Genomic DNA, 13139 nt, shown 5'->3' on the forward strand with positions numbered 1-13139 from the left:
CACAACAATAAGGAATCTGCCATGCGCCGCACCCTGCTTTCATGCGCTCTACTGCTCGCCGCCGGGCATGCGGCGGCCAGCACTGCCTGGGTCTCCAACGAAAAGGACAACAGCCTGAGCCTGATCGACATGCAGACCCTGCAAGTCACCGACACCCTGCCCGTCGGCCAGCGCCCGCGCGGCCTGTTGCTGTCCCACGACAACAAGCTGCTGTACATCTGCGCCAGCGATTCGGACCGGGTCCAGGTGATGGACGTCGCCACGCGCAAGATCATCAAGGAACTGCCCTCGGGCAAAGACCCCGAACAATTCGCCCTGCACCCCAATAATCGCTGGTTGTACGTCTCCAACGAGGACGATGCACTGGTGACGGTGATCGACACTGAAACCTCCAAAGTGCTCGGCCAGATCAACGTCGGTGTCGAACCCGAAGGCATGGCCGTCAGCCCCGACGGTAAATGGGCGGTGAACACCAGCGAAACCACCAACATGCTGCACTGGATCGACACCGGCACCCAGACCCTGGCCGACAATACGCTGGTGGATCAGCGGCCGCGTTTTGTCGAGTTCAATCCCGATGGCTCGCAGCTCTGGGCCTCGGCGGAGATCGGCGGCACGGTGACGATTCTCGATGTCGCCAGCCGCAAGATCCTCAAGACCCTGAGTTTCCAGATCAAAGGCGTGCACCCGGACAAAGTCCAGCCTGTCGGCATCAAACTCAGCGCCGACGGCAAGTACGGCTTCGTCGCCCTCGGCCCGGCCAACCATGTGGCGGTGATCGACGCCAAGACCTTCGACATTGTTGATTACCTGCTGGTGGGCCGACGGGTCTGGCAGATGGCATTCACCCCGGATCAACGGCAATTGTTGGCCACCAACGGCGTCAGTGGCGACGTGTCGGTGATCGATGTCGATACCCTCAAGGTCAGCAAATCGGTGAAGGTCGGGCGCTATCCGTGGGGCGTGGTGGTGACGCCATGAACGCCCTTGAAGTCAGCAACCTGAGTTTCGCTTACGGCCCGCGCGAGGCCTTGCGCCAGGTGGGTTTCAGCCTGGCACCGGGGCGTTTTGCGGCGTTGCTGGGGCCCAACGGCGCGGGCAAATCAACTCTGATCGCCCTGCTCACCCGACTCTATGATCTGCAACGCGGCGATATCCGGGTCGGCGGCCATTCCTTGCACAACGCGGCACGCCCGGCGTTAAAGCAGTTGGGGGTGGTGTTTCAGCAAAGCACCCTGGATCTGGACCTCAGCGTCGAGCAGAACCTGCGCTATCACGCCGCGCTGCATGGTCTGTCCCGACGCCAGACCGGGTTGCGGGTCGACGCGGAGCTGGCACGGCAGGCCTTGACCGAGCGCCGGCGCGAGCGGGTCCGCGAACTCAATGGCGGCCATCGCCGGCGGGTGGAAATCGCCCGTGCGTTGCTGCATGAACCACGCCTGCTGCTGCTCGACGAGGCCAGCGTCGGTCTCGACCCGGCCAGTCGCCTGGCGCTCAATCAGCACATCCGCAGCCTATGCCGCGAGCAAACCATCAGCGTGCTCTGGACCACTCATTTGCTGGATGAAGTGCAGCCCAGCGATGACTTGCTGATCCTGCATCAAGGCCGTTTGGTCGCCAGCGGACAGGCTGATGCGCTGAGCCTGGAACATGGCGGCGACCTCGGTTCGGCCTTCGCCCGCCTGACCACCTCGGCCCCTTCAGGAGCAATCGCCGGATGAACGCTTACTGGCAATGTTTCAGCGGTATCGTGCTGCGTGAATGGCTGCGCTTCGTGTTGCAGCGCACACGGTTTCTCAGTGCGCTGGTGCGGCCGTTGCTGTGGCTGCTGGTGTTCGCTGCCGGTTTTCGCGCGGCACTGGGCATCGCCATCATCGAGCCCTACGACACCTACATTCCCTATGAGGTTTACATCATCCCGGGCCTTGCCTGCATGATCTTGCTGTTCAACGGCATGCAAGGTTCGCTGTCGATGGTGTATGACCGGGAGATGGGCAGCATGCGCGTGCTGCTGACCAGCCCCCTGCCCCGCACCTTTCTGCTGTGCAGCAAATTGCTGGCGACGTCGCTGATTTCGCTGTTGCAGGTGTACCCCTTCCTGGCGATTGCCTGGCTGTACGGCGTACAACCGCCGGCCATGGGCCTGTTGCTGGCGTTGCCGGCGTTGCTGCTGGTGGCGTTGATGCTCAGTGCGCTGGGCCTGTTGCTGTCCAACGCCATCCGCCAACTGGAGAACTTTGCCGGGGTGATGAATTTTGTGATCTTCCCGCTGTTTTTCCTGTCGTCGGCGCTGTATCCGTTGTGGAAAATGCGCGATTCCAGCGAGTGGTTGTATTGGCTGTGCGCCTTGAATCCGTTCACCCATGCGGTGGAACTGGTGCGGTTTGCGCTGTACGAACGCTTCAACCCGTTGGCGCTGGCGGTGTGCGTGGGGCTGACGCTGGTGTTCGCCCTGCTTGCCGTGTTCACCTTTAACCCGCAACACGCGGCCCTGCGCAAAACCAGCTAACACCACTAATCCCTGTGGGAGCGGCGGTGCGGCGATCCGACTTGCCCGCGATGGCGATGTGTCAGTCAATATCAATGCTGGTGTGATAGCCCCATCGCGGGCAAGCCCGCTCCCACAGGAGATTTGTGTTGAACAGGACAAAATTACTACTTTGGTACTGGTTTACCTGTCTATCGTCGCATTCACAACGCACCGCTACTGGCATGTAATGGGTTCACAACTATAAGGACTGAACCCCATGCCGCGTGCCCGACGTGTTTTGCTGCGCCCTTCTCTCGCCGCGCTGTCGCTGAGCTTGGTGCTGGTCGCTGCGCAAGCCGAAACTGCGCTGTTCTCCACCGAAGGTTATCGCATCGGCCTGTACCGCAGCCCGACCCCGACTCAGCTCCAGGACGCGAGCATCATCGACACCCCCGCCCTGCAAAACCTGCTCAAGCAGACGCCCCATCCACTGCTGATCGATGTCTATCGTCGGCAATGGCTGCAAGGACGTTTCATCGAAGACCAGCCCCACGAAAACCTGCCCGGCAGCCATTGGCTGGCCAATACCGGAGACGGTGACCTGACGCCCCCGTGGCAGGACTATTTCGCGCATCATCTGCGGCAATTGACGGCGGGCGATTTGACTCGACCGTTGGTCTTCTACTGCCGCTCCGATTGCTGGTTGAGCTGGAACGCGGTAAAACGCGCTGCTTCCATGGGCTATAAAACACTGTATTGGTACCGCGACGGTCTGGATGCCTGGCAAGCGGCGAATCTGCCTGTGATACCGGCCCAGCCCGAGCCCTTTCCCTGACCCGAACGCCTGCGTGTTGTTGCCACACCCTGATCAAAAAAATAATGAGGTGAAAGGCCATGTACAAAATTCTGATTGCCGACGATCACCCGCTGTTTCGCGAAGCCATTCATAACGTCATCAGCGACGGTTTCCCCGGCAGCGAGGTCATGGAAACCGCCGACCTCGACAGCGCCCTGGCCCTGACCCAGGAACACGATGACCTGGACCTGATCCTGCTCGACCTGAACATGCCCGGCATGCACGGCCTCAATGGCCTGATCAACCTGCGCAACGAGGCACCGACCATTCCGGTGGTGATCGTCTCGGCCGAACAGGACAAGCAGATCGTGCTGCAAGCCATCACCTATGGCGCAGTGGGGTTCATCACCAAGTCGTCGCCACGGGTGCAGATGACCGAGGCCATCCAGCAGATTCTCAATGGCAATGTGTACCTGCCGCCGGACATCATCCGCACGCAAAAAAGCGGCGCAAGCCGGCGCATGAACGAGACCCCCAGCTTCCCGCCAGAGCTGCTCCAGGCGCTGACCCGCAAACAGTTGCTGGTGCTGGAGCGCATGACCAAGGGCGAATCGAACAAACAGATCGCCTACACCCTGGAAATCGCCGAAACCACGGTCAAGGCCCACGTCTCGGCGATCTTGCGCAAACTCAATGTGCACAACCGGGTGCAGGCGATCTTGAGTGCCGGGGATATTGATTTCGGGTCGTATCTTCGGCGCTGACTCTGGAGGCAACAGTTAGACCGAATCGCCCCTATCGCGGGCAAGCCCGCTCCCACAGTATTAATGGTGCTCACAGACTTTGTGTACGACACCGACACTGTGGGAGCGGCGGTGCGGCGATCCGACTTGCCCGCGATGGCGCCAGTGACTACACCGGAAGACTCAAGGCCGGCCAAGCAAATGACTCATCGCCGTCTTGAGCTTCATCGGCCGCACCGGTTTGTGCATCAGCGTATGGCCCAGTTCGCGGATTTGCTGTTTGAGTTCATTGCTGTAGTTGGCGGTGATCATCATCGCCGGAATCGCCGAGGCGCGACGGGCGTTGATACGGGCCACGGCGTCGACACCGTTCTGCTCGTCATCCAGGTGATAGTCGGCGATCAGCAGGTCGGCTTCGGCGTGATAGTTGTCCACTTGCCGCGCCAGGTCTTCCTCCGACAGCGCCGTGACCACCCGGCACCCCCAACCTTCGAGCAAGGTGCGCATCCCGGCGCAAATCGCCGCGTCGTTGTCCAGCACCCACACTCGTGCACCGCGCAGGCGCTCGAGCATCGGTTCACTCATCAACAAATTCGGCAACGCCTTAGGCGCCGTGGCGCTCAATGGCACTTCGACGGAAAACATCGAGCCCTTGCCCGGCCATGAACGCACATGAATGCGGTGGCCAAGAATACGGGCGATTTTCTCCACAATCGCCAGGCCCAATCCCAAGCCGCGGTCCTGATCCGGGCGTTGCACGTCGCCGCGTTTGAACTCCTGAAAAATCTCCTCCAGGCGGTTTTCGGCAATGCCCATGCCGCTGTCCCAGACTTCAATGGTCAGCCGCTGATGATGACGTCGGCAGCCGAGCACCACCCGCCCGCTGTAGGTGTAACGAATGGCATTGCTTAGCAGGTTACGCAGGATTCGCGCGAGCAATTGAATGTCGCTGCGTACCAGCGCCGAACACGGAACGAAATGCAGCTCAAGGCCTTCACTGCGGGCCACCTGGGTGTATTCGGCGGCAAGGTTTTCCAGCAGTTCGCTGAGGGCGAACGGCGCAATGTCGGCCTTGATCACCCCGGCATCCAGTTTGGAAATGTCCACCAGCGTGCCCAGCAGGTTTTCCACGTCTTCCAGGGAATTGCTGACGTTGCGCACCAGATTTTCGTTGGCCACTGGCTCCCGGCGCTCCAGCAACGCGCTGGTAAACAGTCGCGCGGCGTTGAGCGGTTGCAGCAGATCGTGACTGACGGCGGCGAGAAATTTGGTCTTCGACAGGTTGGCCTGCTCGGCCTCGAGCTTGGCCTCGCGCAAGCGTGATTCCACGCGGCGGCGCTCGTCGATTTCGCGCAGCAATTGGTCATTGAGGGTGGTCAGTTCGGTGGTGCGTTCACGCACCCGCAACTCAAGGTTCTGATAGGCCTGATGCAGCGCCTCGGCGGTGCGGCGGCGCTCGGTGATGTCGCGGATCAACACGAAAATCCCCACCACTTCCCCGCTGGCCAGGCGATTGGGCACGTAGGAGCGCAGCATGTAGCGCTCCTGATTGTTGATGTTGGTTTCGGCGAACTCGAACGTCACGCTTTCGCCAGCCAGGGCACGGGCCACGTAGGCCTCCAGGCGCTGATAGTGCTGTTCGCTGTGCACTTCGCGCAGGCTCTGCCCGAGCATTACGCCCCGGGGCCAGCAGTACCATTCTTCGTAGACTTTGTTGGTGAATTCGTAGACCAGATCGGCATTCAGGTAGGCGATCAGCGCCGGCACATGGTCGGTAATCAAGCGAATCCAGCGCTCGCTTTCGCTGAGGGCTTCGGCGTGCTGGTAGCGTTCGGTGATGTCGGTGAAGGTGTTGACGAAACCGCCGGTGGGCAATGGATGGGTGCGGATTTCCAGGACCCGGCCATCGTAGAGACGTTGCTCGCATTCCTGCACGTACCGCCCGTTGGCATCGCGACTGGCTGGAGTCAGCAGGTTCAGTTCGCTGTCGGCGATCACTTCAGCGAACGGCCGATGAGCCGCCACCGGGGCCAAGCCACTGAGTTCCAGGAAGCGCCGGTTCCACAACTCCAGAATGCCCTCGGCGTTGACCATCGCCACCCCTTGGGACAGGTTGTCGACCGCCCGTTGCAACAGGTGCGATTTCTGCGCCACCGCCTGCTCGCGGCGCAGGGTTTCGCTGAGTTTGACGTCGGTAATGTCGGTGAACAGGATCACCCGCCCGCCTTCCTGGGTCGGCCGTTCACTGACTTGCAGCCAGCGGCCATTGTGCAGGCGATAAAGCAGGCTTTCGTCGACATGCGACCGGGGTTCTTCGCTGAACAGCCCGGTCGAGGTCATCAACCGCTTGACCTCGCGCAGGCGCATCCCGGCGTTGATCCGCACCCGGCTGTTGCTCCAGAACGCCTTGAAACGGCTGTTGAACAGCACAATCCGCTGCTCGGCATCGAACAGCACAAAGGCGTCGGAGATGCTTTCGATGGCGTCGATCAAGTGTTGATGGGCGGTTTCGGCCCGTAGCCGCGCTTCGCTGAGTAAATGGTTGCCAGCCTTGAGTTCGGCCATGGCCTGGTTCAGGGCGTCGGTGCGCTCACGCACCTGTTCGGCCAGCACTACCGAATGCTGGAACGCCGCATACGGGTCGTTGCCCCGGGTGATGCCGGACTCGATGCGCTCGATCAGCGCGCCATTGATGCGCTGCAGTTTGTGGTTTTCGTGGCGCAGGCTGGCGATCTGCGCCTGAAGGTCAGCGCTGTCCAGGGGCGCGGCCTCGGGCAATGGCAACCCCGGTGAAGGTCTGGTTGATGTGCATGCCATTGAACTGTTCTCCGTAGGTATTGAAACCCATCACCCGTTGCTCCCGCAGGAACGCGCCGATCTGCTCGAGACTGCCGGCATCTTCCAGTTCCAGGCGCCGGAGAAAACAGTCGCAGCCGATGGTCAGCAACAAGTCCCCGAGACGTTCCTGCAAACCGTCGAACAGGTTTTGCAGGTTCGGCAGCATGGGGCCGGGGCGCATCACGGTAAGGACGATGCCGTTTTCCACCGCGCAGTAGAAACTCAGGCTCAGGTCCGGATGAACCTGCTGGATCGCCCGCACGTAATACTGATCGTTGATCCGCACCGCCAACGGGTGCGCGGCAAAGACTCGGTAATCGAGGTCTGCCACCGCCACCCCGATGTGCCGGGCGTACTCTTCGGCGGCCGGTTCGGCGTTGAGTTCGAACACCCGGCGCGAGGCGCTGTCGGCGGCGGTGACCACCAGCTTTTCGGCCCTGGGCAGGATGTGGTGGGTGGTGAACACTTCGAAGTCCAGCCAGGTATTGACCAGCACCACCACCGCCGCGCCGCTGTGAAACTCGCCGCCGAAATACACGTGGGTGTGGGTCAGGTAGTTGTCGTCGCCGGCCGAACCGCCGAAGTGCGGAATGTCGCCCAATGCCGCGCTCAAGGCGGCGAGCACCATCTCCTCACGGCTGGACAAACCATCGAGCAAAGTCAGAGCAAAGCTGTTGCCCTTGATCGGCGCCAGGGTGTTACTGCGACAACCGCTGACCAGGCGCTCGACCATTTGCTGGGCATCGATCAGGCTGAAATGCTCCATCTCATCGATCAGTTCGATGGCGATGGAAAAGTGCCGATGATCGAAGCCCACCGCCGTCACGCAGCTGCGGCCATAACCTTGAGGGGTGATTTCGCCGGCGCTGGTGCAGCCCACCAGCCGAATCCCGCCGAAGCTCTGTTGCAACGCCCGTCCCAGCGCCTGCAAGTCGTACTCGGCGGAACAGAAGAACAGCACGAAGCCCAAATGCGGGTGCAAGAGTTGTCGCGCCAGGTCCTGGGCCGCTTGCTGGGCATCGGTGGCCTGGGACATGGCACTGACCACACCGTCGTTGTGAACCTGCTGCATCATTGCCCCCGCCGGTGCGCCTGTTATGAGGCTCGAGTGTACGAAGTCAGCGGGTTGCGACGAATGCTACTTGGGTAGCGGGTGGGTGGTTCGATGGGATGAGAATGGCTTTGCACAATTGCGTGGCTGGAGCTTTTGTGGTTAGTCAGCCCCTACCAGGTCAGCACCGCCCCCACCGCAAACGTATCGGTGTTTTCATTCTGGGCGCTGGTGTCGTGGCCATTGATTTCGAACTGGTTGTACTCGGCCACCAATTTCAGGTTGTCGTTGACGTCATGGAACAGCGCAATCCCGCGAGTCTCGTAATCGGCACCGCTGCCCACCACGCCGTTGCCGTCGTCCTTGGTCTTGCCATAGGACAAGGCCAGACGGTTCTTGCCCAGTTTGTAGGAGCCCTGCAACAGGTAGCCGTCGCTGTCGACATTGCGCAGGGTCGGCTCGCCGGCGTTGTTGGTAAAGAATGGGTTGATGCCCTTGGCCTGGAAACCGGAACCGGTCAGCGACAGCCCGCCCATCTTCGCCTGCACACCGTAGCCGACGCCTTTGGAGGTGACGGACCCGACGCTGGAGTCGGTATTGTCCGACGTCTGGTAGCTGCCGTTGAGCCAGCTGTAAATCTTCGCCCCGCCGAGGTCGAACTGATAAGTGATTTCGCTCTCGGTGCGCGGGTTCTTCTGGTATGCCTTGCCGGTTGCGCTGCTGTCGTTGGTGTCAACCGGGTCCATGATCCCCACCGCCACCCGCAAGCCGTCCATCATCGGGGTGCGATAGGTAATCTGCGAGGTCGGGAACGGGTACGGATAACCGCTGCCGATGTTGCCGAACGACACACCGCCGCCGTCCACCAGGCCCAACGTATCGCTGACCTGACCATAACCAGAGAGCAGTTCGTCGAGCAGGATGTTGGAACGGGCAAACAGGCCGAAGTCCTTGCCGATCAGCACCTCGCCCCACTCCGGGTTGGCCACCGTGCCGTAGAACTGCCGCACGTCGATGGCGGTGTTGGTGCCGTTGGTTTCGCTGTCGTTGATGGTCACCCAGAACGAGGCCCGGGCGCCGAGCTTGAGGTCATCGACCTGCTTGCCCATGTTGAAGCCCAGGTAATTGGGCAGAAACCCCATCTTCACCCGCGCCTGGCGCCGGTCGTACTGATCGCCGGCCCGGTCCACGTTGCTGTTGACGTAGAAGGCGTTGATGTAGCCATCGGTGGAGAATGTGGTCTGGTCCTTGTCGTACAGCATGATCTCGGCCTGGGCCATTGAGCTCAGGCCCAGGGATGACAGACTCACGATGAAAGCCGGCAAGAAACGATGCTTGAAATTCTTATTGTTGTGCATGACGCGCTCCGCTACGGGGACTTGATGTCGGAGGCGATTATCGAAAGCGGACCGGCGGCGTCATACGCTGCCTTGGGGGCGGTTGTCAGGTGCTTTGGGCTGGCCGGTAGCGCGCGGCAAATTCGGTGTAAGACTGGCCGTCGGCCAAGCCCGGAACTTAGGGTGTAAGCCTGTGGGCTACACAGGCGTCCACAGGAACCGGTGCGCGCTAGGCGAGCGCTCTAAACAGCATGTAAGCGGCGAGAAAACGAAAAAACGTTACAAAAAAACAGATCTGCCTGAAAGAATTTTCCGAAAGATCAAATAAGAAATATGAGTTCTTGAAATTCCAAACCTCAAAAAATATACATACACCTACACAACACCAATCTCAAAATCACACGCTGTCTTTTTAAAGCTGGGGCATTATGAAAAACGCAATATCACCTACAAGAAGTGAAAACTTTTCCGAATGGTTTCAACAAGTCATCAGCCAGTCCGAACTGGCTGAAAACTCTCCCGTTAGAGGTTGCATGGTCATCCGCCCTTGGGGCTATGGCATATGGGAGCAAATTCAACGAGAGCTCGATCAAAAATTCAAGGATACAGACCATGTGAACGCATATTTCCCGCTTTTGATCCCATTATCCTTTCTTCAAAAAGAAGCAGAACATGTCGATGGTTTTGCCAAGGAGTGCGCAGTCGTAACCCATCACCGTCTGGAACAGACAGCAGATGGAAAACTCACTCCCGCAGGCGAACTGGAAGAGCCTTTGATCATCAGGCCTACCAGCGAAACGGTGATTGGTGCCTCCTTTTCACGATGGGTGCAAAGTTATCGGGATTTGCCGCTACTCATCAACCAGTGGGCCAACGTCCTGCGCTGGGAAATGCGTCCAAGGATCTTCCTGCGCACCTCAGAGTTCCTGTGGCAGGAAGGCCACACCGTTCACGGCTCCAGTGAAGAGGCCTTGGACGAGACGCTGAAGATGCTGGATATCTATGAGCGGTTTGCTGTCGAGCACCTGGCCATACCAGTAATCAAGGGCGAAAAGTGCTCATGGGAACGTTTCCCGGGCGCCGTCAGCACCTACACCATCGAGGCAATGATGCAGGACGGCAAGGCCCTGCAGGCGGGAACTTCACACTTTCTGGGACAGAACTTTGCCCAAGCTTCAGACATTCGCTTCGTGAACAAAGAAGGGGTAAAAGAGCTGGCCTGGACCACTTCATGGGGGGTTTCCACGCGTTTGATTGGTGCCATGATCATGGCCCATGGCGATGATGACGGATTGGTGATCCCACCGCTGGTGGCACCGACGCAAGTCATCATTGTTCCGATCGTACGCAGTGAACAGGATGCCGAAGCCATCCACGCCTACTGCGATAAGTTGCAAAGGCAGATCTCCCGGAAAAGACTGAAGGGGCAAAACCTGCGTGCCAGCGTTGATAAGCGGGACATGAATGGCGGCGAAAAAAAGTGGTATCACATCAAGCGCGGTGTGCCTGTTCGGGTCGAAGTCGGGATAAAGGAATTGGAACAGAACATGGTTTCTTATTCCTGCAGAGACAACAGCAAGAACACGTTAAAAATAGAGATGAATAGCTTCGTTAAAGACTTGCCAAAAACCCTGCAGGCTATTCAGACAGGCATGCTTGAAAATGCCCGAAAAAAACTGTCGAGCAACACCAAAACAGTTACTACGCTTGAGAACTTCAAACAAGCCTTTCAACACAAGGACAAACTCAATACATTCGTTATCGCCCCCTTCATTGATGACGAGAATGTTGAGAAAACCATTAGCGAACTGGGTGTAACCGTTCGATGCATTCCACTCGCTCAACCCAAGGTTGCAGCCACTTGTTTATTTACAGGGCAACCCACCCAATCCTGGGCACTGTATGCAAAGTCATATTGATCCCTGATCACCAACAGCCCCGTTTACCAGGGGCTTTTTTGTTTCCGGCTGGATTAACTTTCCTCCTTCTACATAGAGAATCACCCCACCCACCATCAGCAACACCAGCAAGTACAACAAAAAATACAGGGGATTGAAGCCGGCGAGAATGAAACCACACACCACCGGCGTCGACGCTGCCCCCAGATAAGTGAGGTTTTGCGAACTGTAGTAAGCCCCTGCCATGTGCGCCGGTGCTATCCGGGTGATGTAGAAAAACTCAAGTGGCTGAATGATGATTTCCCCCACAGTAAAAATGGCAGTGAAGAAGACCCAAGCATAGAAGGTGCTGGAGAACGCAAACCCTATCAACCCGATCATGAACGCCACAATGCAGGCACAGATCCAATATCTGAAGCGTTCAGCTGCCACCCTTCGGCCGATCAGGTATTGCAACAGGATCGAGGTCAGCGCATTGGTGACAAACACCACATTGATGATCTCGTACATTTGCGCGGTGGAATGGGTCGTGATCAGGTATTGGCCCACGTACATGTGAAACTGACCGAACACACCGGCCAACAATACACTGGCCACCGAGAACTTCAGCAGATTGCGATCCTTGGCCATGATTGCCAGCGAACCGAACCACCCTTCGCCTTCGACGTTTTGCCGATCGACCACGCTCGGCAATGTAAACGGACTGACGATAACCACAATAAAGATCAACGCCGAAACGCTGCAGAACAGCAATGGTGAAACGCCTTGGCGATTCAGCCAAAGTCCGATCAGCGGACCCAATGCATACGCGGCATTGGTGAAGGTGTATTTGAGCGACAGCACCGACGCGGTTTCCTGGGGGGCAAACAATCGAGCGATGCACATGCGCACAGCCGTCTCCAGGGACAGGTAGGCCAGATTGAGCAACAGACACAGGATAAAGACCAGGGCCAATGAGTTGAACATGAACAAGCTCAGGTACACCGCCGACTGGATGATGGACGAGGTCAGCATCAAGGCCTTGATACTCAGCCTGTCGAGCACCGAGCCGAAGACCAGGCTGGACACTGAGCTCAGGAGAATAAACCCGCCGACAAACAGCCCGATCTGATCCACCGAAAGGTCGAAGCGCTCCTTCAGAAAAATCAGGAAGTAGGACAGAAAAGCCGCCCGTGCCAATGTCGGGAAAAACGACAAAGGAACCACTAGAGCCGAGCCGCTGAACAGCCGACTCATGCCCATACGGTTAAATACGTCCATAGACCACGCGCGTTTGATAGTTGAGTGAGACAAAACCGTTTTGTTGGTATTGCTGATGCAAGTTGTTCAAAGCGTAACTGGCCTCACGATATTCGAGTGTTCCTGGATGCGCCGCATAGGAACAGGACATGGTTCTTTCTAGCAGGCCCGACGCGCTCAATTGCTGACTGTTGTGAAAAATGCGCTCCTCGAAGGGGCCGGTAAAAAACTGCTGGATCCGGCTTTCCAGGGCTTCGTCGATCTGCAACGTTTCTGCATAACGCTCGAAGACGTCATTTAGCAGTTGTTCGTAAGCACGGTGAAAAACGTTGCAGTCGGGGCTACGAATATTCCAGATGAGGATCACTGGATTATCGGTCGCCAGCACTCGTCGGAATTCAGCCTGGGTCTTGCCTGGTTCGAACCAGTGAAAAGACTGCCCGCACACCAGCGCCGCTATCGAGCGCGGCGCAGCACCCAGTTGCTCGGCCGTTCCGGAACGGTAGTTCGCGTTTGGCTGCCCGGTGTTTGCTCTGGCCTTGGCCAGCATGTTTGCGTCAGGTTCTATTCCAATCATAGGCATGCCGGTAGCCGCCAATTGCCGGGTCAGTATCCCGGTTCCCGATCCGACATCCAGCACTGGCAATCCCAGCGATAAATCGAGCTGACGCTGGATGAACAGGATGGCCTCTTGCGGATAGGAAGGTCTGGCACTGTCATAAATTTCGGATTTGTTGGCGTAGGCGGCAGACAGGGGACGGGCCATA

At 58.4% G+C, this 13139-nt stretch carries 11 protein-coding genes; 6 read left to right on the forward strand and 5 right to left on the reverse strand.

Going from position 1 to position 13139, the window contains the following annotated elements; all coding sequences use genetic code 11:
* Positions 1-21: 21 nt before the first annotated feature.
* The 5 genes from J3D54_RS25485 (at position 22) to J3D54_RS25505 (ending at position 4030) form a co-directional block, all read left to right on the forward strand.
* Positions 22-981 (forward strand): YVTN family beta-propeller repeat protein, encoded by a 960-nt coding sequence (locus tag J3D54_RS25485; RefSeq protein WP_253424303.1) that lies wholly within the window; start codon positions 22-24, stop codon positions 979-981.
* Complete coding sequence (locus tag J3D54_RS25490) at positions 978-1721, forward strand: ABC transporter ATP-binding protein (RefSeq protein ID WP_253424305.1); 744 nt, start codon at positions 978-980, stop codon at positions 1719-1721. Before J3D54_RS25485 ends, J3D54_RS25490 begins: the two co-directional genes overlap by 4 nt.
* A complete protein-coding gene (locus J3D54_RS25495; protein ID WP_253424309.1) occupies positions 1718-2509 on the forward strand; it encodes an ABC transporter permease in 792 nt (263 codons plus the stop codon). Before J3D54_RS25490 ends, J3D54_RS25495 begins: the two co-directional genes overlap by 4 nt.
* A gap of 238 nt (positions 2510-2747) precedes the next feature.
* The gene (locus J3D54_RS25500) at positions 2748-3305 is read left to right on the forward strand and encodes a PQQ-dependent catabolism-associated CXXCW motif protein (protein ID WP_253424312.1); all 558 of its coding nucleotides are present in this window, start codon (positions 2748-2750) and stop codon (positions 3303-3305) included.
* A 59-nt stretch (positions 3306-3364) separates the two neighbouring features.
* A complete protein-coding gene (locus J3D54_RS25505; protein WP_253424316.1) occupies positions 3365-4030 on the forward strand; it encodes a response regulator transcription factor in 666 nt (221 codons plus the stop codon).
* A gap of 162 nt (positions 4031-4192) precedes the next feature.
* Here J3D54_RS25505 and nahK read toward each other — a convergent pair whose 3' ends face one another.
* The 3 genes from nahK to J3D54_RS25520 all read right to left on the reverse strand — a co-directional run bounded on the left by nahK (position 4193) and on the right by J3D54_RS25520 (position 9256).
* Positions 4193-6826 carry a hybrid sensor histidine kinase/response regulator NahK/ErcS' gene (nahK, locus tag J3D54_RS25510; protein ID WP_253424320.1) on the reverse strand — a complete coding sequence of 878 codons (2634 nt, stop codon included), beginning with the start codon at positions 6824-6826 and terminating at the stop codon, positions 4193-4195.
* Positions 6756-7919 carry a nitric oxide-sensing protein NosP gene (nosP, locus tag J3D54_RS25515; RefSeq protein ID WP_253426766.1) on the reverse strand — a complete coding sequence of 388 codons (1164 nt, stop codon included), beginning with the start codon at positions 7917-7919 and terminating at the stop codon, positions 6756-6758. Before nosP ends, nahK begins: the two co-directional genes overlap by 71 nt.
* A gap of 152 nt (positions 7920-8071) precedes the next feature.
* On the reverse strand, positions 8072-9256 hold the full coding sequence (locus tag J3D54_RS25520) for a porin (protein ID WP_253424323.1): 1185 nt from the start codon (positions 9254-9256) through the stop codon (positions 8072-8074).
* Between the two features lie 407 nt (positions 9257-9663).
* Between J3D54_RS25520 and proS the strand changes: the two genes are divergently transcribed.
* Positions 9664-11154 carry a proline--tRNA ligase gene (gene proS, locus J3D54_RS25525; RefSeq protein WP_253424326.1) on the forward strand — a complete coding sequence of 497 codons (1491 nt, stop codon included), beginning with the start codon at positions 9664-9666 and terminating at the stop codon, positions 11152-11154.
* Here proS and J3D54_RS25530 read toward each other — a convergent pair.
* Entirely contained in the window at positions 11146-12393 is a 1248-nt protein-coding gene (locus J3D54_RS25530; RefSeq protein ID WP_253424329.1) for an MFS transporter, read from the reverse strand. The two genes, proS and J3D54_RS25530, sit on opposite strands and share 9 nt — an antisense overlap.
* The gene (locus tag J3D54_RS25535) at positions 12380-13138 is read right to left on the reverse strand and encodes a class I SAM-dependent methyltransferase (protein ID WP_253424332.1); all 759 of its coding nucleotides are present in this window, start codon (positions 13136-13138) and stop codon (positions 12380-12382) included. The genes J3D54_RS25530 and J3D54_RS25535 overlap by 14 nt, the downstream gene beginning before the upstream one ends.
* Position 13139 lies beyond the last annotated feature (1 nt).

This window comes from Pseudomonas sp. GGS8 (assembly GCF_024168645.1).
GTDB lineage: Bacteria > Pseudomonadota > Gammaproteobacteria > Pseudomonadales > Pseudomonadaceae > Aquipseudomonas.